The sequence below is a fragment of the Archangium sp. Cb G35 genome (assembly GCF_001896145.1).
Taxonomy (GTDB): domain Bacteria; phylum Myxococcota; class Myxococcia; order Myxococcales; family Myxococcaceae; genus Archangium; species Archangium violaceum.
Window position 1 is genome coordinate 242834 of sequence record NZ_MPOI01000010.1, and the last position, 26762, is coordinate 269595.

A 26762-nucleotide genomic window follows, 5' to 3' on the forward strand; every position below is an offset into this window, starting at 1 on the left:
TGCGTGCGTCCTGAAAAGATGCGTGCACCGGGCGATCTTGAGCACCGATTCCGGGCCAAGGTGGGCACCCATTCCGGAGCAAGGTGAGCACCTGTTCCGGGCATACCGAGCACCTCCTTGACTGGGGCGCGAGGGCCTGCTGAGGAGCTGGGCGGAGCGTCAACGGTGCTGGGCAGCAACTGGCCTCTCCGGCCTCCCTTCAAGGAGGTGGAGATGGCGGCAGAGAGACTATCCATGCGGAAGCTGTGAGAGTTGTTCCGCTTGAGGTTCGAGGCCAGATTGTCGACGCGAGCGATAGCGGCGAGCCTGAATGTCGGCAACGGCACGGTATGCGACTACCTGGGGAGAGCACGGGCAGCTAAGCTGCCGTGGCCACTGCCGCCGAAGATGAATGATGACAATGCGCTGACGGCACTGCTGTTCCCCGGTGACAGCAAGGCCGCGGCGGAGCGCCCGGAGCCGGACTGGGCGCGCATCCACGCGGAACTCAAGAAGAAGGGAGTTACGAAGCAGTTGCTGTGGCAGGAGTACCTGGAGAGTAAGCCTCCGATCTAGCCCAGGTAGTACTGGTGCTCGAGAAGCCGCAGAGTGCGCGGCGCGATGACGACGAACACAGCGACGACGAAGGCGGAGCCAGCGTGGTTGGAAGCAGCGCGACGGCCCCGATGGACACCGGAGATAGCAGCGCAGGTGGTGCGAGCCTGGGAGGAGGAAGGAGGCACGCAGTCGGCGTTCATGCGCAAGCACGGGTTGCCATGGCCCTCAAGGGCCGGCAGCCAGGGCGAGGCTTACTGCACCACTCGGACCGGGGCAGTCAGTACGCCAGCGAGGACTACCAGAAGCCTCTGGCTGCTCGTGGCATCCAGTGCAGCATGTCGCGCAAGGGCAACTGCTGGGACAACGCCGTTGCCGAGAGCTTCTTCAGCAGCCTGAAGATGGAACTCGTCCACGACGCCGACTTCGTCACGCACGAGCAGGATCGCACAGCACTCTTCGAGTACATTCAGATCTTCTACAATCGCCAGAGGCGGCACTCTTCGCTGGGCTACGTCAGTCCAGTGGATTTTGAGCTTGCGGCCTTACCGCAGAAGTCGGCATCTTAATCCTACTGCCCACGTAACCAGGGCAAGCCCAGGGGCCCCATGTCGCAGGTGTACAACATTCATGTCCGGGCGCTTAGGCGGCTGGCGTAAATTATATTGCCAACTTCACAATATCGTAATCTGCGTCTCGTATGAAGCGAAACACTGCGTTGGAAGCCACCATCCGGACGAAGTACGAGGCCATCTCTCTTGTGCTTGACGAGCGCGCTCGTCGTCTTTGGGCAGCCGCAGAGTCTCAAGCCATTGGCTACGGTGGTGATGCGATTGTTTCGGCGGCGACAGGCCTGGCCCGTGCGACGATCCGTGTCGGCCGCAAGGAATTGAAGCGGGGCGTGGCGGCGACCGGGCGTGTGCGTGGGTCTGGAGCTGGTCGTCCCCTGAGGCATCCCCTCATATAAGGCCGAAAGCTTCACGGAAAACGAGCTGTTCACAGACGAGTTGGGCGAAGCGTTCAATGAGAGGCCGCAACTGGGCTTCGGGCATATTGGGCAGAGCCTGGTAGTACATGCAGCCCTGGCGGAAGAGGGAGTAGGTGCGCTTCTTGGAGGTGTTGGCTTTGAGGTGGCGCTCCATACCGAGGCTCTCGCCAGCAGCCCCCAGCAGCGTCAGCAGGGCACACGCGAAGGCGCTCAGTAGCAGCAGCCTGTCACGCCTGTCCGTCTCCGCGATTCGGAAGGAAGACAGGCCCATGCCAAAGCGCAAATCCTTCACATCCCTGAAACTCTCCTCGATGGTGAATCTCCCGCTGTAGAGCGTCACCACCTGGGCTCCGGAGCTCTCCCCCAGGCTGGTTGCCAGACACCAGGGCTCCTTCATGCCCTTCTTCTTCACGCATACCACCGCGGCGACTTCCACCTCATCGGCCGTGACGCGTGCTCCCTTGAGCTTGCGCAGGTGGCCTGAGGTGGGCACCCACTCCGCTGCTGTCCGGCGCTCTCCCTGCGCGCTGGTGACGATGATTCGCTGGCGGAAGCGCACCACGTACGAAAAGCGCAACTGCTCGAGCAGGGCATAGAGTTTCTGGTCAGCGAAGCCCCGGTCGGCCAGAATCGTCACCCTCACCTCGGGCGCAATGTAAATCCTCGCCCGAGCCCGTCGTGACGCGAGAGCAGAGGCGTGAGCATGTCCGTCGCCCCCGTGAAGGAGGAGGAAGCGATGGAAATGAAGGAGCAGGCGGAGAAGTTCCGGCGGCAGGTACTCGAGCGGGGCGAAGTGGGCCCGCGTACGCGCTACACGCAGGAGCAGAGACAGGAAGCGGTGGCGTACATGCGAGCGCGCCAGCAACAGGGGGCGAGCAGGGAGGAAGCGGCGAAGGAGTTGGGCGTGAGCAGTTGGACGCTCAGCCGCTGGGGCAGCGCAGCTCGCCGTGCCACTCATGAGGAGCCCGCGAGGGCAGCGCTGGTCCCCGTGGAGGTGAAGGACGCGCGCCCCGAGGCCAGAAGAGGAGGGCTGGTGGCGCACGGGCCCGGAGGAGTACGGGTAGAGGGCCTGTGCGTTGAGGACGCGGTGAGGTTGCTGCGAGGGCTGCTGTGATTGGCTCCACGCGCAGGCTCGCGGTGTACGCCTACGGGCAGCCGTGCGACATGCGCAAGAGCTACGACGCGCTGAGCGGGCTGGTGACGCAGGCACTGGGCCGCGACTTCCTCTCGGGCGACGTCTTCCTCTTCGTGGGACGGGACAGGAAGAGGGCCAAGGCGCTCTTCTGGGACGGCACCGGGCTGTGCCTGTACGCCAAGCGGCTGGAGAAAGGACGCTTCGCGCCGCTGTGGCAGCCAGAGAGCGACAAGCCGCCGCTGGTGCTGACGGTGTCGGAGTTGGCCCTGTTTCTGGAGGGCAGCGAGCTGGTGGGACGAGCGCCGCTGTCGCCCGCGCCGTACACGCTGGCGCCGCTCTTCCAGCCGGAGGACGCTGGGGCGGTGACTTCGTGAGTCATGCCGCGCGCACTACTTGCGCGGGCGGGTGCTGGCATGGCACTACCCGCGCATGAGCTTCCAGCTTACGACGGAGAAGGACGTGGAGAGGCTGCGCCAGGCGGCCCTCCTGTTGGAGGCGGAAAACAGACGCCTGGTGGCGCGCGTGGTGGAGCTCACGCGCAAGCTGATGAGCGCCCAGGGCAAGGACGCCGAGGAGTTGCAGCTGCGTTTGCAGGAGTTGGAGCGGCAGCTCGCGCAGCGCACCGGCGAGCTGTTTGGCCGCTCCAGCGAGAAGCGCCCCCAGCGCGAGCAGGACGAGGGGAACAAACCCGAGCCGCCCACGCACGGCCACGGCCCGCGCGCCCAGCCCACGCTGCCGACGCTGGAGGTGGAACACACGCTGGAGGAGCCCGACAAGCAGTGTCCCAAGTGCGGCGGGGCGCTGGCGCAGATGAAGGGCTGCTACGAGGAGGCCGAGGAGGTGGACGTGGTGGAGCGGCGCTTCGTGCTGCGCCGCCACAAGCGCCAGAAGTATCGCTGCGGCTGCGGCGGGTGCGTGGAGACGGCCCTGGGCCCGCCCAAGCTCCAGGCCGGTGGGCGCTACTCCGTGGACTTCGCCGTGGAGGTGGCCGTGGCCAAGTACCTCGACCACATGCCCCTGGAGCGGCAGGTGGGAAGCATGGAGCGCGAGGGGCTGGTGGTGGACAGCCAGACACTCTGGGACCAGATTGACGCGCTGGCGCGGTTGCTGTCGCCCGCGCACGAGGCGCTGCACGCGGCGCTGCTGACGCGCGAGATTCTGGGGGGAGACGAGACGCGCTGGCCGCTGCTGGGCAGCAAGAGCCAGACGCGCTGGCACGCCTGGGCGCTGTGCGCCCCCGACGCAGTGGTGTACCGGATACAGGAGGGCCGGGACACCGAGGCCGCGCGCAACATGCTCCAGGATTATGGCGGAATCCTCATGGTGGATGGGCTGAGCACCTACGAGAGCGCCGCCGCGGGCTCCGGGGGGAAGCTGACCCTGGTGAACTGCTGGATGCACGCGCGGCGCAAGTACGTGGAGTGCGTGGAGGCCTTCCCCCAGGCCGAAGAGGCTCTGGAGATGATTGCCGGGCTGTACGCAGTGGAGCGCGAGTACAAGGAGGGACCCGAGAGCCTGGAGCGCCTGCTGGAGCTGCGACAGCACAAGAGTCGTACCATCATCGAGCGGCTGCACCAGTGGGCGTGCGAGCAGCGCGCATTGCCCCAGTCGGCGCTGGGCCAGGCAATCAAATACATGAGCAACCGGTGGACGGGGCTGACGCGGTTTCTGACGGACCCGCGGGTGCCGCTGGACAATGGGGCCACCGAGCGCGCCATGCGCGGGCTGGCGCTGGGGCGCAAGAACCACTACGGCAGCCGGAGCCGGCGTGGCACCGAGGTGGCGGCCCTCTACTACAGCCTGATGGAGACGGCGAAGCTGGGCGGGGTGGACCCCAAGCGCTACCTGCGAGAGGCCGCGCTGGCGGCCCTGCGCGGGGAAGCGATTCCCCTGCCCAACCAGCTCGCGCAGTCCGCTGCGGGCTGACTCGCCACGGCACTCATTCCCACCTGTCTTGAGCTGACCGGGCGCCGCGCTGGCTGTCGCACCGCGGTGAGCGCTCCCTCATGCCCCGCGCTCGTCGTCAAGCTCCTCGACCACGGGGCTCGGCGAGCATTTACAGTGCACCGAGGGCCGCGGCGGCCGCAACTCCTTGCCGTTCGGGCCGCGCTTGTTGCGCACGAAACCCGGGTACATGCCCTGGAAGCTCTTGATGTGCTTGAGCAGTCCCTTCCTCCGGGCGTCCGCCAGGCAGGCCTGCATCAACCGAAGCATCTTCCTGTGCAGCGTGACGCGCACCACCTTGCCGCCCTCACCCAGCGGCAACCGCGCCGTCACCATGTTCTTGCCCGCCACGCCGAAGGTGGCCTTGATGGCGGCCAGCCCGCGCGGCGGCGAGAAGGTGACGGGAGGCGGTTTGCTGGGGGGCGGAGGTCTGGCGATTCGCGCGCCCAGTCGCATGAAGGCCATGCGCGTCGCCGTCTCGTAGGCACCCGTGGGAGTCATGCCGTGCTTCGCCTGGAACTTCGCGAGTGCCGCCTGCGTTATCGGCCCGAAGGAGCCTGGGCCCTTGTTCACCTGTTCCTGCGTCATGAGGCGCAGCTTCACCAGTGCACCCTGGAGCCGCCTCACCGCTGGGCCCCTGACGCCCCGCTTCATGTTCCCCGCGGGCAGGAGGGTGCCACGCAGTACGCCGGTGCTCTTCGAGATGGATTCCTTGAGGGGCCTTGCGCCTCCTCGGGTCAGGAGCTGCTCGCCCGCCTCCGCCTTGCGGAAACCCGCGGGGCTTGCCACCTGACGTGTCTTGCGACCAGAGATATTCGCCGGTCGCGCCCTGCTCTTCTCAGTGATTCGGATGTTCTTGGCCGTGCGTATCATGATCGGTCTCCCATGCTTCATGCTCCCCGTGCATCGCTCAGGGGGCGGTTGCTGGGTGGTCGTTCACTTGGGCTCGACACCTTCCTTTCTGGCACCGTGACTTCCGCGGGGTGCCTTGGTCAGGGGTGAGTGGCCAGCTTGCGTTCTGTGACGCACTGACCACGACGCCGCGGGGAGCGAGTCTCCGTGTCACATCAGCACGCGCGGGACTCCATCTTCTGGACGGGGCAGTTCTGATGCCGCGGCGAACAAGCAGGGATGAGGCTCTGGCCAGCGGCATGGCCAGCAATGAAAAGGAAAGAGGGACCCGTCGATAACGTCACACGAGCGCAACAGGAGGCTGCCATGAATGAGCCAAGGAACAAGTCGGAGGTACGGACCCCTGTCGAAGACGGCGAGTTGTCGAACGACACGAAGCTCCTCGACGAGCCAGAGGTGGGGATGAAGCGCGAAGCCGAGCCGCGCGGCGACTCCAACCCGGACATCGATGAGACTCCTCCGGAGACGGATGGGGTGGGCTCTTCGCGAGAGGAGCAACCGACGGGACCGGAAGCGCGGTTCCCCTCACGCTTCGAGGGCATCCAGATGAGGATGCGCAAGGGGATGGAAGGGAGCTGCGTCATTGGCCTCAATATCGAGCTGGCCTTCGATAAGGCGAAGCCAGACGGCGAGGCGCCCCCTTTGGAGGCCGAGGACGAGATGCCCGAGCCGGAAGAGCCGAAGCCGGACGGCGACTCCTCCGGGGAGCTCGAGGCCGAGTCGCTCGATGAGGACGAGGACTTCGGGGATGAGGAGCTCGCGGCCGAGTCGCTCGATGAGGACGAGGACCTCGGGGATGAGGAGCTCGCGGCCGAGTCGCTCGATGAGGACGAGGACTTCGGGGATGAGGAGCTCGCGGCCGAGTCGCTCGATGAGGACGAGGACCTCGGGGATGAGGAGCTCGCGGCCGAGGGGATCACTTCGCCCTCACTGAGGGCCGCGAGTGGCAAGCGCGTGGCCGCGGCCGCGCCGCGAAAGCTCCGGCTGAGCAAGCGAGGAGCGCAGTTCATCGCCCGCTTCGAGGGGATCAGGCAGAAGCTGTACAACGATCCCGCGGGGCACTGCACGATCGGCATCGGACACCTGGTCCACAGGGGACGGTGCAACGGGCGCGAGCCGGCGGAGTTCAAGAAGGGCATCACGCGCGATCGGGCGTACGCGCTCTTGCAGAGCGACGCGCGGAGGATGGTGGCGGCGGTGCATGGCATCGGCGTCCCGTTGAACCAGAACCAGTTCGATGCCCTCGTGAGCTTCACGTACAATCTCGGCCCCAACTGGATGAAGCAGAAGAGCGGGCTCCGAGACGCGCTGCGCGCGCGCCGCTACCGCGACGTGCCGCGTCAGATGATGAAGTGGGTCAAGGCGGGTGGCCGGGTTCTCCCGGGGCTCGTCCGCCGCCGGAAGGCGGAGGGGCGCCTGTTCGCGACACCCGTCAAGCCTGTTCCCCCGAAGAAGCCCCATGTGGTCAAGGCTTCCGGCGCGCAGCCGGGCTTGTAGAACCCGAGTGTTCTGCAAGTGCGCTGCAAGGGCCCCAGGTTCTCCGGAACCTGGGGCCTTTTGTTTTTCAGGCCGGCGAGACGATCCGGCCATCGCCCTCCAGGCAGGGGCGCCTTCCGGCCGCGCGGCGTGCCGACTGGTCCGACAATCGGACCAGTTGCTCCCCATCGCCACCGGAACCTCCCCACTGAACGGATTGACTTCCGCTGGCCTGGCGGAGGGGCGCCGCCACCCTCCGGCCCTGCGCCCCGGATGCCTCGAGCGTCCGCAGGAGGTTCTCCTGATACGCCCTGCGCCGCGCCTCGGACCGCTTCCGGCGAGTTGAGGAGCTGGGCGAGGATGTACTCCAACTCGCCGCTGTCCTGCCCCGCGCGCAGCAGTTCGATCACATCCTGTCGTCAGGAGGAGAGCAGGAGTCCCAGGCAGACGGACGCGATGTTGGCGGAGAATCCGGCGGCGAGCGTGGCCCCGGCGAGCACCACCCGAAAGGGAGAGGCTCGGTGTCGTGGGGCTTGATGCGCGGAGGCCCGGGAATAGGAAGGGGATGGAAGGACTGTGGGGTGGTGAGGGCTGGAGCAGAGGGGCCGAGGAGGGCCGATGACGGGAGCCCCGCCCGAGCAGTGCGCCAGGCCGGAGGAGAGGCCCCACAGCTCCCCCTTGGAGTACATGCGTACGTGCAGCGGGCGGGGAGCGAGCCGCCCTACAGGCCCAGCTCGTCGAAGCCGTGGAGCTCCCGTTCGCGGCTGCGCGACTCGCTGTTCCCCGCGTTCGTGTCGTGGCGGCGCAGCGGGCCGAAGTTCAGGCCCGTGAGCCGTTCGATCTCCGCCACAGTGCTCCGGTACTCGTGGATCTCCGTGGTGTCGCTGAGGTCCTCCGCTCCGCCATCCAGACTCTCGCCCATCCTCTCGGGGAGCCGGCGCGGGAGCAGCGCCTCCTGACTGGCCCTGACGGCGGTGGCTCGCAGTTGATCGCCCTGGACGAAGACGACGATCTTCCAGAAGGACCGCGGCACCTGCACGGAGCGGTACTTGGGGTCATCGCCTCCGAACACGGGCCCGGTGAAGACGATGATGCGCTCCCGGTCCGCGACCGCGTTGTCCTCGAGCAGCCACCGCTCGATGCCCTGCCAGTATTGCGCACGCTGATTGAAGCGGGACACCTGCGGCGTGCAGTTGGTGAAGTGAAAGGTATCGGCGTTGGCGCGCTGGGCGCGGGTGCTCGTGCCCCAGGTAGGGTCCTGCCTGCGCACGAGGTGGCCCCGGTCGAAGGTGCGCGGCCGCTGGCGGTCGTACAGGTCCTGGTTGCTCTGCGCGTCCGGCGAGATGCGTGGATCCTCGAACCAGACCTCGGCGGCTTCCGCGGCCTCCCGCGGCTCGCCGCTGGCACGGTTGATGTTGACCCAGGTGGAGCCGTCGATGTTGCACGCCGTGAAGAACGCCATGCGCCTCTTCGCGTTCATCACGACGGAGAAGTGCTGGTACTTGAGTTCGAAGGGGTCCTCGCCCTTGGCGGCCCGAAGCTTGCGCGCGGCCTGCTTGCGCATCGCGGCGCTGAGCCGTGGCAGCTCGACGTGGAAGCCCTTGAGGAAGTCCGGGTCATAGCCGCGGCGGTTCGCGTAGTTCGTGTCGATGCGGACGAGGGCCTCGCCCGCGCCGTCCGCGTCGCGCGAGGTGGGGCGCGGCTTCGGCCCGGGTGCCGGCGGCCGCGAGGCGATTCCCACAGGCGGGCTCGCGCCCAGCCGCATGGAGAGCTCGAGCGGAATCGTCCAGGTGACGGCGCCGTCCGGTTGGAGGCGAGTTGCCGGGCCCGGGGATTTCGCTGCGCCCGGAGCCACGCCCGTGCGTTCCGACGGCCCGGTGGCGGCGGCCCTGCGGACACCTCCGCGGCCCGGGCTGCGCAGGGCGGGCTGGAGCAACCGGCGCTCTTCAGGGCTCCTGTCCTGCATCATGTCCTGCAATGTGCGGACGATGGCGCTGATGCGGATGCCCTCGTTCAGGTCCTTGCGGATTCGGGCGCCCGTGGGGAGGGTGACCTCGCGGAAGGGCGTGCCCCAGTGGTGGAGCGCCACCAGCGCCCATTGGTCGTTGAAGACGGGCGAGCCCGAGGAGCCCGGCAACGTATCGGCCATGTAATGCAGGACGGTGTCGAGCCGCGTGACGAGGCGGTTCTCGCGGATGACGACCTGTTTGTAGTCCCCTTCGGGGTGCTGGACGATGTTGACGAACTCGCCGAGCAGGTGCCTGTCAGCGGTGGCGAACAGCGGGCAGTAGCCGAACTCGGAGACCTCGCGCCTGCCGAGCACCCGCTTGCCGAGCGCCACAATGGTGAAGTCGAGATCGTCCTGGGGGCTCGTCAGGAAGAACGAGTCCGGGTCGAAGGTATAGCGCGTGAGGGGGCGGGGCTGGCCATTGGCATCCAGCTCGTAGTCGAGCTCCACGAACAGCTCGCGGGCGGCCTGGGCGTCTTCGATGAGGTGGTTGTTGGTGAGGAAGAGCCGGTGGGAGATGAGGACGCCCGAGCCCAGGGGCTTCAAGGTGCCCTCGACGACGCGGCCCACGGCGTTGGCGCCCCCGCGCGCCGAGTCGATCCACGACACGCCCATGAAGTCCGTCTTCTTCCCCAGGATGCGCTCGGCCCCGGCGCGGGCCTCGCCCGTGAGGCCGAAGACCTGGAGGTCCTCGCCCTGGATGATGCGCCTGGCGGCCTCGGAGTCCATGCCAGTGATGGCCTGGATGCGCTTGAGCTTACGGTCCTCGTCCGTCTCCGCGTCCAGCGGATGGCCCTCGCGAATGGCCTTCAGCACGAGCTTGCGCTGCGATGCGGCCTGTTGAAGGCGCCGGCGAGTCGCCTCCGCGATTCGGTCTCGAGTTTTCATGGTCAGGAGCCTCCAGCTCTCCAACGGGTGGAAGGGAATGGCCCGCGTCCCCCCAACTCCTGGCAGAGGGCGGGAACCTCGGCTTGTGTTGACCCTAGGGAGGTAGGGGGGCGCGGTTCGTTCTGTGACGGATGCCGGCCGGCCCGGCGTGCATCCCACCGCCGGCCGGTACGAGCTGCTGGCGCGGGCGGCAGGGAGTGCGTTGCTCCCCGGAGAGGCCGTGCACATTCGTCATTGGATGGGCACGAGGCCAGGCCATGCAGGATAAAGGGAGTCACCCCTTCCAGGTGCGGTCCCAGCCGGAATCGCCGCAAGACGATTCGGATTTCGGGGACTCTTTCCTGGCGGAGGTATTGCGCGCGGAGAGCTGGCTGCCCAACCCGGTGCCAGGGGAACGGCTGGGGGGACCCGATGGCCACCGGTTCGAGATTCAGCAGGCACTCGGCGGCGGAGCCATGGGCAAGGTGTACCGGGCCTGGGATGCGGCGCTGCAACGGATCGTGGCGCTCAAGTTTCTCCAGCCCCGTACCGGACCACCCGGCCGTGCGGCCTTCGACCTGCTCCAGCAGGAGGCACGGGCCGTCGCCCGGCTGAACCATGAGAACATCGTCAAGCTCTTCGATGTGGCCGAGTGGAATGTCGAGAGTGGCGAGCTCCAGGTGCCCTTCCTGGTGATGGAGTACCTGCAAGGCGAGTCGCTGGCGAAGTTGCTGCACCGGGGCCGGCCGGGAATGAAGCGGGCGATGGAGATCATGGAAGCGGTGGCCGCCGGTCTGGCTCATGCGCACCGGCGGCACCTCGTCCACCGGGATCTCAAACCCGCCAATGTCTTCATCACTCGCGAAGGCAAGGTGAAGTTGCTGGATTTCGGTCTGGCCCACCTGGTGGTGAGCGCCTCGCCAATGCCCAGCCTGCCCACTGCCGGCACCCCCGCGTACATGTCACCGGAGCAGTGGCGCGGCGAGCCGCAGGATCAGCGCGCGGACATCTGGGCCGCGGGAGTGCTGCTCTATGAGTTGCTGACCGGAGCGCTGCCGGTGACGGGCCCGAGCATCGAGCAGCTCCGCGCCCGGGTACTTTCGCCAGAGCCGATGCCCTCGGCACGTGAGCGCTGCCCGGAGCTGGCACCAGAGGTGGAGCCTCTGCTCGCCTCGGCGTTGGCCAAGGACCCGGCCCGGCGCATCCCCTCCGGCCAGGAGTTGCTGGAGGAACTGCTCGAGCTGGGGGAGCACCTCGGGCTGCACGACAAGCCAGCGCGCCCCAGCTCACCCCAACGCCGGCAGGTGACGCTGGTGTGCTGCATGCCTGTTGGCCTCCCGGAGCTGCCCGAGCCCGAGGAGCGCGATGAGCTGGAGGCCGCCTTCCACGGGGCCTGCGCCGAGTTCCTCGGCCGCTGTGGCGGCTCGGTCACCCTGACCCTCGGGGCCCAGGTATTGGCTTGCTTTGGCTATCCCCAGGCCCACGAGGATGATTCCAAGCATGCCGTCCAGGCGGGAATGCTCCTGAGCAAGAGCTTCCCTCAGCTGCTTCAGCAGACCCTGCGGCGCCTCCCCCCACCAGGGCTCTCCGTGGCGGTGGGCATCCACACGGACACAGTGACGCTGCACGAGAGCCCTCAGGCGCTGGGCTCGAGCGCGCCTGTCCTCGCGGGAGAGGCCCCCGAAGTGACCGCGTGGCTGGCCCGGCAGGCCAGGCCAGGCACGGTGCTCCTCACCGAAGCCACCCACACCCTGGTGCGCGGTGCCTTCGAGCTGGAAGATCTCGGAACACAGGCGCCGGTGGGGCTGCCGGCCACCCGCTCGGTGCGGGTCTACCAGGTGCTCGGCGAGCGCGAGGCGCAGTCCCGCTTCGAACGAACGCGTGCGGCCTTCGGGCTGACACCGCTGGTCGGGCGGGAACAGGAACTGCGGGAGGTGCTCCGCCTGTGGGAGAGCGCCCGGCGGGGGCACGGCACCGCCGTGCTTCTCTACGGAGAAGCGGGCCTGGGCAAGTCCCGCCTCATCCATGAAGTGCTCGTCCGGGCGGCATCCTCGGCGGACTGCCGCTTGAATGCCCAATGCGACGCCCAGTTCACCTCCAGCCCTTTGTACCCCATCATCGAGGTGCTCCGGCGCCTGCTCCAGGAAGCCCTTCCGGAGGGCAGCTCCCCCTCCACACTCTTCACATTGAAGCCGCGGCTGCATGGGTATGGCCTCTCGGAAGAGCAGTTGCAGGCGCTCTCCTCGCTTCTATCCCTGCCGCCCGTGGAGGAGCTGCCCTTCCCTCAGCTCACGCCCGAGCGGCAGAAGTCGCTGGTCTTCGAGGCGCTGACCGCGCTGCTGAGGGGCCTGGCTCGTGAGCGGCCCATCGTGGCCATCGTGGAGAACCTGCACTGGGTCGATCCCTCCACCCTGGAGCTCCTGACCTGGCTGCTCGAGCCGGTGAAACAGTCCCAGGTGCTCTTGCTGCTCAGCTCCCGCCCCGAGCTGCGTTACCCGTCGTTGCAGCAGTCTGGCTGCCACATCTTGACGCTGCACCGGCTGCCGGAGGAGCACTCCGAAGCGCTGGTACGGCAGATGGCGCGGAACCATCCCCTGGCGCCAGAAATCGTTCAGCAGCTCGTGAAGCGGACGGAGGGCGTTCCGCTCTTCGCGGAAGAGTTGACGCGCATGGTGATGGAACAACAGATCTCTGGAGTGCTGCCTGCCTCCATTCCCCTGAGCCTGCACGAGTTGCTGCTGGCGCGCCTGGACGCGCTGCCTCCGCGACAGAAGGGGCTGGCACAGCTCTGCGCCGTGATCGGACGAAGCATCTCGAGCCCGCTGCTGGACGCCTTGATAGAGCAGTCCGAGGCAGCGAGGAGCCGTGACCTGGAGAGCCTGGTGGCGGCGGGCATCCTGCAGCAGGAGGACCCAGGCACCGGGCCAGCGGAGTACCGGTTCCGGCATGCCCTCATCCAGGAGGCAGCCTGGCAGTCCCTGCCGCGTAGCACCCGGCGCGAGTACCACCAGCGCATCGCCGAGGTGCTGGCGGAGCGCTGTCCGGAGATAGCGGAGTCCCAGCCCGAGTTGCTGGCGCATCACTACACCGAGGCCGGAGATCACCCGCGAGCCATCACCTGGTGGGCCCGCGCGGGAGAGCATGCCAGCCAGCGCTCGGCTTATCAGGAGGCCATCGGCCACCTCACCCAGGCGCTGACGCTGCTGCGTGGCCTGCCAGACGCGCACCAACACAAGGGACAGGAATTGCACCTCCTGTTGATGCTAGGCATTCCCCTGGTCCAACTGCAGGGCTATCAGTCCCCAGCGGCCGAACATGCCTACGCACGCGCACGGGTGCTGTTCGATGAGGTGGGCGAGGCGCTGCCGCGGCTGGAGCTGTCCTACTGGGGACCCTTCACCTTCCACATGGCACGCGGAGAGCTGCACCTGGCTCATCAGCTGGCCGCGCGGCTGGTGGGCCAGGGTCCGCGGCCCCGTGAGCTGCTCGCCCTGGGGTACTGGATGGAGTCCGTGGTGGCCCTTACCCGCGGGCAGGGCCGCTCCGCACGGGACCATGCTCAGAGAGCACTCGAATGCTCGCGCTTCACTTATGAAAAGCACCGGGCCCTGGCACACCGGCACTGGGTGGATCCGAGGGTGGCGGCGCTGGCCCACGGCTCGGTCATCCTCACCTTCGTAGGCGAGCTGGAGGGGGCCCGCGCCTGGGGTGAAGAGGCGCTGGAACTGGCCGGGCGGATCGGCCACCTCCACACCTCCGCCTTCGCCCTCCATTTCGTGGCCCTGGGCTGCCAGTACCGGGGGGATGTGGCCGACACGCTGGAGCTGGCGGAGCGCTGCCTGGCACTTGCCAGCGAGCACCGCTTCCGGTTGTGGCAGAGCTGGGCGGTGCTCTTGCGGAGCTGGGCCCTGGCCGGGCTGGGTTGGTCCCTGCAGGGGCTCGCACTCATGCGGCAAGGGCTCGAGCAGTGGCGGGCCTCCGGCATCCGGGCCGGCGAGAACCACCACAACCTCGGAATGCTGGCGGAGATCCACCTGTGGCAGCAGCGGCCCCGGCAGGCGTTGGAGGTAGCCGACCAGGCCTTGGCCCGATTGGGGAGCGAGCGCTTCTACGAATCGGTGATCCATCGGCTGAGGGGCGAGAGCTTGCATGCGCTCGGCCGCGAGCAAGAGGCGGAGGCCAGCTTCCAGCGGGCTCTCGCGGTGGCTCGCGAGCAGGGGGCGCTGACCTTCGAGCAACTCGCACGACAGTCAAGAGGACGGCTGATGCGGGTGCGCAATCCCAGGGATATGTTTCACATTGAAGATTCGAGGAGGCCCTAGAGCCGGCAAAACCCTCTCCACCCGAGCAGCCATGCCTCGATTGCGCATCCATGCCAAGCTACTGATGGCATTCATCATCGTCCTCCTGCCAGTCCTGGTCCTGCTGATCGCCAGCTTCCTGAGCGATCTGCGACGCACCGAGAAGACCATCCTGGAAACGCAGGCGATGACGGCCCGGTCTGTCTCCGTGCAGATCGCCGAGACCTTCGACAATGCCATCGGCTTCGGTTGGGCCGTGGCTCAAGATCCGCTGATGCAGACCATGGATCCCCGTGTGCTGGATCCTCACCTCCAGGAGATGGTCAAGCATTACCCCCTGTATGACTCCATTGCCGTCTACGATGCCAAAGGCAGCAACCGCGGGTGGGGGGATCCCAATCAGCCCGCGACCCCCAGGCTCCATATCGGCGACCGCGAGTACTTCCGGAAGGTGATGGAGACCAATGCTCCCGTCATCTCCAAGGCGCTGGAGCTCAAGCGGCTCAAACACACGGGAGTGGTTGCAAGCATCCCCATCCGTGGCCCGGAGGGGCGCCCCATCGGGGTCGTCAACATCATGATCCGCTCCGACCAGCTCGCGCACCGGTTCGTCGACGCCCACCTTCAACCGATGCAGACGATCTTCCTGGCCGATTCGAACAGCCGGCTGGCCTTCCATACCGGGGCTTCCCATCTGTCCTATCAGCAGAGTGGGACCTTCACCCATCTCGACGCCCTCCAGAAGGCGCTGACCGAGCTCTCGCCCCAGGCGGCCCAGTTCACCAACCCCCTCACCGGTGGCGAGAACCTGGGCGCCTTCGCTCCCGTCCCGCGATACCCATGGGCTGTCGGGATCTCCATTCCTCGAGACGTCGCGCTGGCGCCTCTCTTCGCGCGGCTGCGCCTCCAGCTCGGCGCCTTCGCGGGCATCCTCCTGTTGAACAGCCTGTTGGCCCTGAAGCTGGCTCGCTCCTATGCCCGCCCGGTCCAGCAACTCCAGGCGGCCGCTCAGGCACTGACACATGGAGAGAGGGAGCCGCCCGTGGACATCCACACGGGTGATGAGTTGGAGGAGCTCGGCTCGGCCTTCCGCGGAATGGCGGCCGAAGTGGCACGGCGAGAGGTGGAGGTGAAGGCCCTGTACAAAGAGGCCGAGGAACAGGCCCTCCAGCTCGCGGCCATCATCGCCAGCGTGCCGGATGCCATCTTCCTCGCCAGCCTGGATGGGCGGGTGATCGGCACGAACCCCGCGGGATTCCGGCTGCTGGGACTGCGGGGCACCTCCGGGCTGAACATGTCCTTGCCCGAGTACCTCCAGCGCTACGACATCCGGCATCCGGCGGGCCAGCCGATGGAAGCGAAAGAGTTGCCCATCGTCCGGGCGCTGGCGGGTGAGACCTTCACCGGCGCGAAGATGCGCCTCCGCAGCCTTGATGGCAGAGAACTCCTGCTCAGCAGCAACGGGGCTCCCGTCAGGGATGCCGCCGGGCAGACCATTCTCGGGCTGATTGTCATCCGTGACATCACCCGCCGCCGGCAGGAAGCAGAGGCGTTCCAGGCGAGCACGAAGCGCCTTGACCAGGAGCAGCACGCGGAGCACCCGGGGTTGAATCTTGGCGGGTACCCGGTTCCACGAACTGGCTGAGCCTGGAGACGCCGGAATCAGAGGTACATGCCTCCCGAGACCTCGATGCGCTGCGCGGTCACCCACCGGTTCGCATCGGACAGCAGCGCGGCGATCATGGGACCGATGTCCTCGGGAACGCCGGTCCGGCCGAGCGCGGTGTTCTCTGCCACCGCCCGGTTGAGAGCGGGATTGTCGCGCACCGCACCACCCAAGAAGTCCGTCTCGATGGCGCCGGGCGCGACCACGTTGACGGTGATGCCGCGCGGAGCCAGCTCCTTCGCCAGATACCATGAAGGCACTCCAGAGGTCGCGCGCCAGGGACGTGAAGACGGTGTGAGCAGCGTTGCCGGTGGTCACGCCACCATGAATGGCTCCACCACGACGCGCTCCCGGCTCAGGGAGGGTTGGTGCGCGCGGAGGCTGGAGCCTTCCGGGTGGAGCGGCGGGTGGCGTCCAGCAGGGCCTTGCGTGCCGTTCGCAGCGCCTTGCGATCCTCATCGTTGGGTGGACGGGTGAAGGCTGGACGCGCCGCCGCGAGGAAGGGCTCGAGCGAACGTGTTCCCTTCAGCTCGTCCTCCAGCTCACGCATCACCGTCTCCAGCGTGAGCCTCCAGACGAGCGGGTCCTCCGAGTAGGGCCCCTCCAACACCAGGTCGACGAAGGACAGCGAGAGGGCCACCCGGCGATCTCGCCGGTCGGGCTCGTAGGGGTCCGCCTCGTCGCCAATGGTCTCCAGGTAGGCGGTGAGGTCTTTCCGCTCGTCCGCGGAGAGCCCGAGGCCGAGCATCTTGTCCACCTCGACGAGCGCCTCGGGAATGGTGCGTGCCCGGGCGTCGTGGAGGTACGGCGGCGTGTGGACGAGACCCAGGAGCGCCGGGGTGTCGTAGCGCTCACGCTGGCTGCCGAGCACATGCACCTTGCCATCCGTGAAGCCCTGCTCCGGTGGGTGGCAGGTGGCGCACGAGTCCCCGTCCAGCGCTGGGCGCGGGAGGAAGAACGCGGCCTCGCCACGCTGGGCGGCCTCGCTCGCGCCGGGGGCGAGCCTCCCACGAGGGCCGAGCTTCGGGTTGGGCAGCGGATCCAACTGGTTGAGGAAGGCAACGAGCGCGTCCATGAGGTGGCCGGGCACCTCGGGTACGGCGAACTCGCCGACGATGACGTTGCGCACCTGCTCGCGCAGGCTGTACGTGCGGCCATCGAGCGGGTACGGCGCGGTGAACCGGATGCCTCGCAGCGTGGGCACCACGTGCGCGTTGAGGATGCCGTCATCCCCGGTGGGCGAGAAGTACGAGACGGTGAGGTCGATGCTCCCGGGCACCATGTACGAGTGCTCGGTGTAGACGGTGGGATTGGTGGCGCCGTGGGGGTGGCACGAGTGGCAGGACACGCCCATCCGCACACTCAGAGGCCCGAGCACCCGGGGCGCGTGGAAGAGCATCTCGCCGAGCAGCACCGCCCAGGGAGTGCGCCGGCCACCGTCCGTGTCCCCGGGCAGATTCACCCACGGCAGCGTGCTGGCGGGGCCGCGGTTCTCCGGGGCGGACTCGAAGCGCAGCGCCCGGCGGGGCACCTTGGGCGGCAGGGGAATCATGTTCCGGCCCTCGAAGGTGACCGGCATCGCCACCATCTCCTCGAATGTCAGCGGCTTCGGCCCTGGTTGGGGGGCTGAAGAACCGAGGGCCACTGCGAGTCCGAACGCCAGCACGGGAAGCATTGCGGAGAGTATAGGGCATCCCACATGTGGCAGAGGGGCTCCCCTCCGATGGGTCCCGCGGAGGGCAAGGTCTTCGTAGGAGGGCTCTTTCTGAAAAGACGGGCTGGGCTCATACTCTCCGTCCACCCACAGTCACGGCTCGCGTCTCGAGAGCGGACCACCTGGAAGGTCGAGCGGCGTGGCTCAGGCCAATTGAAAGGGACCCATGTACCACGAGCTGATCTACCACCTGGACCTGTGCATCCTGGCCTACCACCAGTACACCCAGAGCCTCATCTGGCCATTCGATCCCTACTATGAACGCCTCTCGATGAAGGGCTCGAGCCGGCGCGACAACTTCATGACCCAGGTCCGCACTCTCTTCCTGGGAAACAACGCCTATCATGGGCCCGGCAACACCCACGGATGGGCCGTCAACAACACCCTGGATCCCATCATCGGCCGATACGATCGGCTCCACCCCTGGCGGATCGCCTTCTGCAGTCCGGAGCCTGGCAGCTGGCTTTGCTACAAGCTGCCCACCTACATCACCGATCGCATCGCCTCGGTGGCCATGTGCTCGTATCAAGCGGGAGCTGGCAACCCGAACAACGCCACGGCGGCCGCTGTCATCCAGCCAGCCGTGGCCAGGCCTGTGGGAATCGCCGGCGGTGGTGTGGACCGGCTCTATGCCTTCGAGGGGGGAACGGGCACCCTCAACGGCTCGCCGAACGTCTGGAGTCTGATGGGATGCGTGCTCGAGCGGCATCACGGGGCGACCTACGACGTCCACATCACCTTCCGAGGCAGCCGCAGTGGGTCGGGGGCTCGCGCGCTGACCCATGGACTCGTGGGGAAGGGCAACCCGGACTGGGTGACGGACATGGACTTCAACACGATGGTCCAGGACAACTGCTTCAGTGTCCATGGCTCCGTATGCCGCGGGTTCAGCCGGTCCGTGAAGACCTGCATCCCCTCCATCCTCACCATCCTGCAACACATCCACGGGCAGAACGGGGCGCCCCCCTCCAACATCTACGTCACGGGGCACAGCCTCGGAGGCGCGCTGGCCACCCAGTTCGCCACGGCCATGGTCCTGGGAACCACCCACGGACCCGATGGAGTCAACCTGCCGGGCAATCTTCCCACCTGGCCCTGGCGCAACCTGAAACTCATCACCTTCAGCGCGCCGGTCGCTGGCGGCAAGAGCTTCCACAGACAGTTCAACTCCAAGATTTTCTGCCGCCGGGTGGTGCTCAGCCAGGATCCCATCACGCAAGACAAGCGCGGCCACCACGTGGGCTCGGAGGTCTACATCACGGGGGAAAACACCTTCAACCCGGTCCCCCTCGCCTACCACGAGCCCATGAATGTCCGGGAAAGGCTCCACCGCAAGGCCACTCAATGGGGTGATGCCCTGCACAACGTCCCCGGGCCCAACAAGAATCACGTGGATTTTCCCTGGAAGGTCTACGACAGCTTCCGCGCGATGTACCAGGCCGAGCCATCGATTCAGGGCGCGGGCGTCCTCAATGGCATGCTGACCGGCCTGGATGGAGACGTGCTTCGCTACCTGGGCGCCATCGCCACCGTCCTGGGAGATTCCGGGGCATACAAGACCTTCATTCGTGACTCGAAGGTGGCGACCCGGTCGGCGAGCATCCTGACCGCCAGCAACCGCATGGGCAGCACGGCCGCCGTCGCGCTAGCGGCGGCGCCCAACACCCTGGCCGCGAACGTGCAGTTGGTGCGCGCTCAGTTCGGTGAGGTGGGCAAGCACCTGTCCTTCGCCCTCATGCTGGCGGAGCTGGCTCGCAATCCCGCCCTGGACTTCAACACCTTCATCCTGAACGCGGCACTCAATGAGTGCATCCAGTAGGGCAACCTGCGTGGCGTTGGAGCGGATGCCCACGGGAGACGGCTTCAGCGGGAGACCACGGGCACCCCATCCCCAGCGGGCCGGCCGGCGCGGCGCTGGAGCCGCACCACCTCGGCTGTCACCGTCACGCTGCTGGGCAGGGGGATGAAGAAGAAGATGGCGCCGAACACCCTCGTCACCGGCAGGTACTGCGTCTGGCGGAAACGCACGTTGATGGCGCCATCTCCACCCATCGCCCGCACCTGGGGAATGAGCACTTCCTTGAACCCGGTATCCAGGTCCGTGCCAACCACGTCCACGAAGCCGAAGAGCAGCACGCCCGAGCGCGTGGCCTGGACCATGCCGAGCGTCTCGTAGGACTCGGGGATGTCGCCCGCCGTCACGAAGACGTCCCTGCCACTGCGGTCGGACGGGACGGAGGCGGTGTTGATGACGGTGCAGCCGGTGAGCGCCACGAGCGCGAATGCGACGAGGAGACGCATGGGAAGAAGTCTCACGGTTGGGAGGAGATGAACTGGATGACTTCGCCGGTGACGACCACATTGCGCTCGCGGACCTTCACGCCTTCGCCGCTGCGGCTCGCCACATTGGTGATGGACTCGGTGAACTCGGCCGCGCGCTCCACGTCGGTGGGAGGATTCTGATCCTCGAACTCGATGTTGATGACGCCATCGCCGCCCATCCGAAAGGCCGTGTCCACGAGCGACTTCTTGATGACACCATCGATGGCGGCTTCCCCCATGTCCGCGTAGCCCGCCATGGTGACGCCATAGCCCAACACCTGGGCGAAGCCGAGGGTGCGATAGGGCCGCGGCGAACCGCCGGTGCTGAGGTACAGGCCGCGCCCGCCATCGGGCGGACGGTCCGACAGCTTCGTTCCGTGCGACACGGCACTGCAGCCGACGCACAACAGCACGGGAAGGAGCAACGGGAGTTTCACCGGATTCTCCAGGAACGGAACGGGTTCAACGCGAAGGAGCCCCCGCCGACGGCGGCGCGGCACCCGGACCGAGCTTCACCACCTCACCGCTGATGGTGACCTCGCTCGGCAGCGGGATGAAGAAAAGAAGGGCGAAGAGGATGCGGGTGGGGAGGATGTACTGCGTCTGACGGAACCGGACGTTCATGATGCCATCGCCGCCCATGCGCCGGACCTCGGGGATGAGCGACTCGCGCAGCCCGGCCTCCAGGTCCGTCCCCGCGGGGTCAGCGAAGCCGAAGAGCAGCACGCCGCGCCGCGTGGTCTGAACCACGCCGAGGCTCTGGTAGGGGCCCTTCACATCCCCCGTGGAGACGAAGACGTCCCGCCGGTCACGAATGGACGGCACCTGGGCCACGTTCACCGAAGTGCAGCCGGCCAGTGCCATCAACAACAGGAGTCCGAACGTCCCACGCATGCGGTGTTGCCCTCTCTCGTCCGCGGTAGGGCGAAACATCGACGCGGAGGGCTCACCAGGGCAACCCCTTTTTTCCAGATGCTCCCCAGAGCGCCGTTCCTACCGGGCGGGAGGCAGGGCAACGGAGGTGGTGGCGGTCGCGAGGTTGCCAGCGCGATCCTTCGCGAGCGCGTAGAGCTTGATGGCGCCCTTCACGGAGGGCATGCGCACGAGCCAGGTGTCAGGCGTCGTGCCAGGCTTCGCCTGAAGCCTCACCACCTCGTCGCGCTCGTGGCGAGTGGAGGCACCCCGAAAGTTGTAGGCGAACGAGACGTCGAGTGGTGCTCCCGCCGCATCCTTCGCCTCGACGCGAACCTGGGCCCACGTACCGGATTCATCCTGCTTCACGTCACCCACCGTGACACTGGCAATGGTGGGCAACGGCGTGGCGGGCTTCTGGCCGGTATAGGCCTCGCGCACCGCATGCCACGCGGGCCGGGTGGAACTGCCCGACAACATGCCGAGCCAGAGCCCGGTGTGGTCGAACGCCGAGCTGTAGTTGAAGACGAACAAGCCCAGACAGCGTCCGGCCTCGACGTGCGGAGCAAGGGCATTCCGCCATCCATCGACGATGGCGGTGTATTTCTCCGCGTCAGCCGGCTCGCGCGGAACACCGTTCGCGTCCTTGGGAGCATCCCACTCCCCCTGCGCGCCAAATTCGGTGATGAGCCACGGCTTGGCCACGCCGGCCTTCGCGAGCTCGCCGGAAATCACGTGGATGCCATGGCCGTAGACGTTGATGCCGTACGCATCGAGCGACGGCGTGTACTTCTCCCACCACGGCACGCCGAACATCCATGCATCAACGGAGATGACGGGATGGCCGGTGTCGATCTTCTTCACCTCCCGGACGACCTGCTCCAGGAAACGCGCGTAGGCCTCTTTCGCGCCATCCGGAGAGTTGAGCAGCACCTCGTTGCCGATTCCCCACGCGAGCACCGCCGGGTGGTCCTTGAAGTAGCGCACCTGAGCGAGCGTGTCCGCCAACTGCTTCTTCATGCCCTGCTTGTCGTGGAGGTAATCGAAGGAATCATCACTCTCGGCACCAGGACGCCCCTGGCGCAGCCAGAGTCCGACGAGCACTTTCAGCCCGTGCTTGTGCGCGGCGTCGAGCAACAGCCGCGTTTCACTCGTCGTCCCCCAGGTGCGAAGCGTGTTCACGCCAAGGGCCGCGAGGCGCGCGCAATCCTGCTCGTAGGCCGCGGAGCTGCTGCTTCCACTGAAGGTGACCCCCCGGGCCACATAGGGTTTCCCATCCACCTGGAGCTGCCACCGGCCGTCCACCTTGACGATGGCGGTGCGAGCGCGCGCCGGGACAACGGGAACGAGAACAATCGCCATCAAGAAGACGAGGGCGAAGGAACGGACCGGGGCCATGACACGCATCTCCAGGACTGAGTGGGTACAACGAAAAAGGGGCGGCCACCAACGTCAGCGGCCGCCCCCGTACTCCCGTGGTTACTTCGTGAAGGTGATGGGACCGTTGGAGAGGGTGGTGTTCCCTGCCCCATCGACCGCGCGCACCCGCCACGTGTGGCTACCGGTGCTCAGCCCGGTGAGGGAGAGCTGCTCCGTGCCCACACCGTACACCTCGAACTCCCACAGCGAGTACCCGTAGACCGTCGCGCGCTGGACGCCCCGCATCCGCACGTAGCGCCCGACGCCGCTCAGGCTGCCCAGGTCATCCAGGCCGCCATTGCCGTTGGTCTCCGTGTAGAGGGGCTTCCAGCCCGTGGCGCCGTCGAGCGACGTCTCCACGACGTACTGGCGGCCATAAGCGGCCTCCCAGCTGAGCACCACGCGCTTGATGGAGTAGATGGCTCCCAGGTCGACGGTGATGGACTCCGTGTCCGGACTCGCCACGTCGTTGCGGCTGGACCAGCGCGTGGTGGCGCTGCCGTCCACCGCGTCGTTGGGGCTGCCGAACTCGTTGGACGTGGCGGCCACGTTGCGCCCGAGCGCGAGGTTCGTCGTCGTCCCCACGTAGGCGCGTGGCGTCACCGCCGGCGCCCGGTCCGTCCCATCCACCGTGAGCACGTACTGCGAGATGCCCGCGCCCACGTCCGAGGACTGCTCCCAGATGAACGTCGTGCTCGCACCCGGCACCGCCGAGCCCGCCGCCGGCACCAGCGCCGCGAAGGCCCCGGGTGGCGTGGTGTCGTTCAGCGTGAAGGTGGCCGTGGCCGACGTGGTCACGCCCCCGGCCCAGTTGTAGGCCTTCACGTGCCAGGTGTGCTGGCCATTGCCGATCGTCGCGTGGGTGAGCGTCGCGGACGTGCTCCGCGTCGTCGCCACCGGGAACGGGCTGCCGTCGAGGAAGACCTCGTAGCGGTGGATGCCCGTCTGCGGATCGCTGCTCGCCGTCCACGAGAACGCCGGCTTCGTGGTGATGGTGGAGCCCGGCGCCGGCGTGAGGAGCGAGAAGGACGTGGGCGGCGTGGCGTCGGTGAGCCCGAAGCCCTGGATGCCCGCGCCGTACTGGAAGAGCGGGTTGCCATAGATGGGCTGGATGGGCAGGCCCTGTGCGATCCTCTGGCGGATCTCCGTGCGCTGGGCGGCGGTGGCACCCAGGTCGAACGGCAGATCCCACTGCTCCAGCTGGTTGTTCTCCACGTCGGTGCCAATCTGGTCCAGCGAGCGCGGGAGCTGCCACGGGAGCATGCCGCGCGGGAACACGTCGCCGAAGAGCACATCCGCGACCGCCGGTCCGCCCATGTCGCCGGGCCGGTACGCCACCAGCAGCGCGTTGGTCTGCTGGACCACGTTGGTCAGGATGTACGGGCGCGGGAGGATCAGCACCGTCGTCGTCGGGATGTTGCGCGACTTGAAGCTGGTGATGATGCCGTACTGGTCACCCCACTTGGCCTCATGCGCGGGGCCGATCGGATCGCCCGGCAGGTACGGTTTCTCCTTGTCCCACTCGGTGCCGTGGGTGAAGTAGCTCTCACCCACCACCACGATGGCCGCGTCCGGCGTGACGCCCGCGGGCGCCGCGTCCTTGTAGACGGTGATGCCGTCGCGCTCGGCCCGCTGCTTGATGGCCTGGTAGATGGTCAGGTCACCGAACTCCGTCCCGTGGAAGTCCGAACGCCACGTCACCATGCAGGACGGGTCGTCCGCGCGCGGACCGGCGATGACGAGCCTCGCCCCCGCGGGCAGGCGCAGCGGCAGGGCGCCGTCGTTCTTGAGGAGCGTCATCGCGTTCTGCGCCGCGCGGCGCACCAGCGCCTTGCTGTCCGCCGTGTGCCACTCGGAGGTGCCAGCGGGGCCCTTGCGATAGGGGTCCTCGAAGATGCCCAGGCGGAACTTCAGATCCAGGATACGGCGGACCGCCTGGTCGATGCGGGCCGTGCTCACCTCGTTCTCGAAGTTGCCCATCTGCGTGGGCGTGGCGCCGCCCATGACGTCCGAGCCCGCGTTGGCCGAGCGCGACCACGCGCCCGACGGCAGCCAGTCCGAGCAGACGACGCCCGTGTAACCGAGCTGCTGGCGCAGGTAGTTGATGATGCTCGGGTTGTCACCGGCACCGTAGCCCTCCGGCCCCAGCAGCCAGCTCCCGGCGTAGCCGGGCATGATGCCGCTGGTGCCCGCCTCGAGCGCCGCGTGCCACGGGCGCATGTGGTAGTGGATGGTGGTGCCGTCATAGGTGATGCCGGCCTCCCCTCCCGCTCCCTGGCCCGGCCAGTGCTTCGTGGTGACCCAGATGGAGTGCGGGTTCACCTCGGGACCGCCCTGCAGGCCCGCGATGAGGGCGCGGGTGATTCCCGCCGCCAGGTCCGCGTCCTCGCCATTTCCCTCCTGGATGCGCGGGTAGAGCACCTTGGTGCCCACCTCGGCGAGCGGAGAGAGCGTGCCCCGGCTGCCCACCGCGAGCTGCTCGCGCCGCTGCACGTCGCCCAGCTCGTAGATGGTGTCCAGGTCCCTCGACGCCGCGAGCGCCGGCTGCGTGGGCCAGCTCGTCTTGTACCCGTGGATGGTGTCACCCGCGTCGATGTGCGGAATGCCCAGGCGCGTCCGCGCGGAGGCCTGCTGGAAGTCCACGATGTCCTGCGGGCTGAGCGGTCCCATGGTGAAGCCCGCTTCCGGCACCGTCTTGGCATCGAAGAACATCTGCAGCGCCTTCTCGTGCAGCGTCATGCGCGACATGAGGTCGTTCACGCGCGTGGCGATGGGGTTGTGCCAGTCCTCGTACGGCTCGATGGTGCCGTTCTTGTTGAGGTCTCGCATCCCATTGATGAGCGCCACGCCGTCCGCCGCGGTCTCCACCACCGGCAGGTACACACTGAAGGTGCGCAGGTCGGAACGGCTGGTCGTGCCGCTCGGGAGGGTGGCCACCACGTACCACTTGTACGTCCAGCGGTCGGGCAGGTCGCTCGTCAGCGTCCACGAGGTGCTCGTGGTCGTGGTCATCAGCGTGTAGCGATCCAACAGGCTGCCGGGCGCCATCCAGTCGTAATCGTCCCGGCTGACGTTGAGGTAGACCTTGTAGTTCGTGGCACCCGTGACGGCCGCCCACTGGAGCGTGGGCCGGCGGGTGTTGGTGATCATCGCGCCGTTGGCCGGAGCGACCACGGCGAAGGCCCCGGAGACCGGGGGCGGAGCCGGCGCCACGTACGGATCCGGGATGATGGTGCGGTCGCGGCCATCATTGCCGCCGCCACCCGTGGAGAAGATCTCCACCTTCCACTCGGCGCCCTGCACCGCCAGTGCGGTGACGGTCTGTCCCCGGAGCACCGTGCCCGTGGAGGTGGTGACCGCCAGGCGGATGTCCGTGTTCGGCGCCGTGGGCGAGAACTGGTTCTTCGACATCGTGACGGTGGTGTTGGGCGGGAAGGTCAGCTCGTAGGTGAACGGCCCGGGCGGGTTGCGCACCGAAGGCGTCGTGTTGCCCTCCTCCGGCGTCGGCGTGACGCTGATCGGCGCGGGCGAGACGTTGATCTTCGCGTAGGCCAGCTCCGGGAACATGAGCTTCACCGTCTGGTTCGCGGTCTGCGGGGGCGGATCCTGCGGACCACTGCCGGGCGCGTAGACCTCGAAGGACCAGAGCGAATAGCCATAACCCGTCCCACGCTCGATGCCGCGCATCCGCACATAGCGGGCGCTGCCCGTCACGGTGATGTCGCGGCGGCCCGGCGCGCCGTTGGTGATGGTGGGCGCCAGCGCCGTCCAGTTGGCGTCATCGTTGGAGCCCTCGATGGCGTACGTCTTCCCGTACGCCCCCTCCCAGTCCAGCACCACCTTGCCGAGCGCCTGGGATGTACCGAGGTCGACGCGAATCCACTGCGCCTCCGCGGCCGCGGAGGACCAGCGCGTGGTGGCATTCGCGTCGAACGCGAAGCCGGCAGCGAGGTGGGCGGCGTTGTCCTCGACGCTCGATGCCGTGGCGGGCCGGTTCTTGGCCAGGTCACCCGCCGGGGCCGCGGTGCCGTAGACGGCGAACTCCCACAGCGAGTACCCGAATTCGGGGAGCGCGCGAGTCTGGCAGAGGATGCGCACGTAGCGGCCGTTGCCACTCACCGTGAGGTCATCCACGCCGCCGTCACCCGTCGTGACGACGAGCGCGTTCTGCCAGGTCACCGCGTCATTGGACACCTGGACCGTGTAGCCCCGGGCATGAGCGGCCTCCCAGGTGAGCACCACCCGGTTGATGGCCGTGCTCTGCCCGAGATCGACCTGAATCCACTCGGTCGCGCTGAAACCGCTGCCCCAGCGCGTCCCACCGTCACCATCCACCGCGAAGCTACCGGCGAACGGGCCTTCAAAGGAGGACGTCACCGTCGGCTGGTTGTAGGCCAGGTTCACGTTCGCGGACTGGGCTTCCGCGACCGACGACCACGTCATCACTCCCAATACCGCCGCGATGGCACAGACCCTGGCCACCCAGGGCCCCGGGCCGTGCGCATCCCGCGCACGAAGAGTCGGCACACTCATGAGAAAAGCGGACCGCTGGAGAAAGGGGGGG

The 26762-nt window shown here is 67.4% G+C and carries 17 protein-coding genes and 3 pseudogenes; 10 read left to right on the forward strand and 10 right to left on the reverse strand.

The genetic code is table 11. From position 1 onward, the window contains the following. The first annotated feature begins 387 nt into the window (after nt 1-387). The 3 genes and pseudogenes from BO221_RS55005 to BO221_RS29310 all read left to right on the forward strand — a co-directional run. Entirely contained in the window at nt 388-555 is a 168-nt protein-coding gene (locus tag BO221_RS55005; protein WP_158079932.1) for a hypothetical protein, read from the forward strand. 200 nt (nt 556-755) lie between these two features. Next, nucleotides 756-1103: pseudogene (locus BO221_RS29305) on the forward strand (IS3 family transposase); the annotation flags it as partial. A 149-nt stretch (nt 1104-1252) separates the two neighbouring features. Next, nucleotides 1253-1480, forward strand: a pseudogene (locus BO221_RS29310) (ISAzo13 family transposase); the annotation flags it as partial. 13 nt (nt 1481-1493) lie between these two features. Here BO221_RS29310 and BO221_RS29315 read toward each other — a convergent pair. Further along, nucleotides 1494-2216: pseudogene (locus BO221_RS29315) on the reverse strand (transposase); the annotation flags it as partial. A gap of 9 nt (nt 2217-2225) precedes the next feature. On the opposite strand from BO221_RS29315, the gene BO221_RS52860 reads away from it, so the two are divergent. Genes BO221_RS52860 through BO221_RS29330 form a run of 3 tightly spaced genes read left to right on the forward strand, consistent with a single transcriptional unit; the run spans nt 2226 to nt 4583 of the window. After that, on the forward strand, nt 2226-2636 hold the full coding sequence (locus BO221_RS52860) for a helix-turn-helix transcriptional regulator (protein WP_073558437.1): 411 nt from the start codon (nt 2226-2228) through the stop codon (nt 2634-2636). Further along, on the forward strand, nt 2633-3031 hold the full coding sequence (gene tnpB, locus BO221_RS29325; RefSeq protein WP_083680609.1) for an IS66 family insertion sequence element accessory protein TnpB: 399 nt from the start codon (nt 2633-2635) through the stop codon (nt 3029-3031). Before BO221_RS52860 ends, tnpB begins: the two co-directional genes overlap by 4 nt. A 55-nt stretch (nt 3032-3086) precedes the next feature. After that, complete coding sequence (locus tag BO221_RS29330) at nt 3087-4583, forward strand: IS66 family transposase (RefSeq protein WP_143195195.1); 1497 nt, start codon at nt 3087-3089, stop codon at nt 4581-4583. A 78-nt stretch (nt 4584-4661) separates the two neighbouring features. On the opposite strand, the gene BO221_RS29335 is transcribed toward BO221_RS29330, so the two are convergent. Continuing rightward, nucleotides 4662-5390 carry a peptidoglycan-binding protein gene (locus BO221_RS29335; protein ID WP_233166301.1) on the reverse strand — a complete coding sequence of 243 codons (729 nt, stop codon included), beginning with the start codon at nt 5388-5390 and terminating at the stop codon, nt 4662-4664. Nucleotides 5391-5819: 429 nt separating this feature from the next. Here BO221_RS29335 and BO221_RS52865 point away from each other — a divergent pair, with 429 nt between their 5' ends. Further along, nucleotides 5820-7010 carry a lysozyme gene (locus BO221_RS52865; RefSeq protein ID WP_143195755.1) on the forward strand — a complete coding sequence of 397 codons (1191 nt, stop codon included), beginning with the start codon at nt 5820-5822 and terminating at the stop codon, nt 7008-7010. 700 nt (nt 7011-7710) lie between these two features. Here the strand turns inward: BO221_RS52865 and BO221_RS54075 are convergent. After that, nucleotides 7711-9885, reverse strand: coding sequence for a DNA/RNA non-specific endonuclease (locus tag BO221_RS54075; protein ID WP_073563974.1), 2175 nt, complete (start codon nt 9883-9885; stop codon nt 7711-7713). Between the two features lie 257 nt (nt 9886-10142). On the opposite strand from BO221_RS54075, the gene BO221_RS29350 reads away from it, so the two are divergent. Together BO221_RS29350 and BO221_RS29355 are read left to right on the forward strand one after the other, a co-directional pair. Further along, entirely contained in the window at nt 10143-14186 is a 4044-nt protein-coding gene (locus BO221_RS29350) for a protein kinase (RefSeq protein WP_073563976.1), read from the forward strand. A gap of 31 nt (nt 14187-14217) precedes the next feature. Next, complete coding sequence (locus BO221_RS29355; RefSeq protein WP_083681522.1) at nt 14218-15810, forward strand: cache domain-containing protein; 1593 nt, start codon at nt 14218-14220, stop codon at nt 15808-15810. A 17-nt stretch (nt 15811-15827) separates the two neighbouring features. On the opposite strand, the gene BO221_RS29360 is transcribed toward BO221_RS29355, so the two are convergent. Together BO221_RS29360 and BO221_RS29365 are read right to left on the reverse strand one after the other, a co-directional pair. Beyond that, nucleotides 15828-16091, reverse strand: a complete 264-nt coding sequence (locus tag BO221_RS29360) for an SDR family NAD(P)-dependent oxidoreductase (RefSeq protein ID WP_304528728.1) — start codon at nt 16089-16091, stop codon at nt 15828-15830. A 95-nt stretch (nt 16092-16186) separates the two neighbouring features. Then, nucleotides 16187-17410, reverse strand: coding sequence for a hypothetical protein (locus BO221_RS29365; protein ID WP_073563980.1), 1224 nt, complete (start codon nt 17408-17410; stop codon nt 16187-16189). A gap of 301 nt (nt 17411-17711) precedes the next feature. Between BO221_RS29365 and BO221_RS29370 the strand changes: the two genes are divergently transcribed. Continuing rightward, a complete protein-coding gene (locus BO221_RS29370; protein WP_073563982.1) occupies nt 17712-19364 on the forward strand; it encodes a lipase family protein in 1653 nt (550 codons plus the stop codon). A 44-nt stretch (nt 19365-19408) separates the two neighbouring features. Here BO221_RS29370 and BO221_RS29375 read toward each other — a convergent pair whose 3' ends face one another. From BO221_RS29375 to BO221_RS29395, 5 genes are all read right to left on the reverse strand, one after another. Next, entirely contained in the window at nt 19409-19846 is a 438-nt protein-coding gene (locus BO221_RS29375) for a hypothetical protein (RefSeq protein ID WP_073563984.1), read from the reverse strand. 11 nt (nt 19847-19857) lie between these two features. After that, entirely contained in the window at nt 19858-20304 is a 447-nt protein-coding gene (locus BO221_RS29380) for a hypothetical protein (RefSeq protein WP_073563986.1), read from the reverse strand. Nucleotides 20305-20329: 25 nt separating this feature from the next. Next, nucleotides 20330-20761: a hypothetical protein gene (locus BO221_RS29385; RefSeq protein ID WP_073563989.1), complete on the reverse strand. Its 432-nt coding sequence runs from the start codon at nt 20759-20761 to the stop codon at nt 20330-20332. Nucleotides 20762-20860: 99 nt separating this feature from the next. Then, entirely contained in the window at nt 20861-22177 is a 1317-nt protein-coding gene (locus BO221_RS29390) for a glycoside hydrolase family 2 TIM barrel-domain containing protein (RefSeq protein WP_073563992.1), read from the reverse strand. A gap of 81 nt (nt 22178-22258) precedes the next feature. Then, complete coding sequence (locus BO221_RS29395) at nt 22259-26641, reverse strand: discoidin domain-containing protein (protein ID WP_083681524.1); 4383 nt, start codon at nt 26639-26641, stop codon at nt 22259-22261. Nucleotides 26642-26762 lie beyond the last annotated feature (121 nt).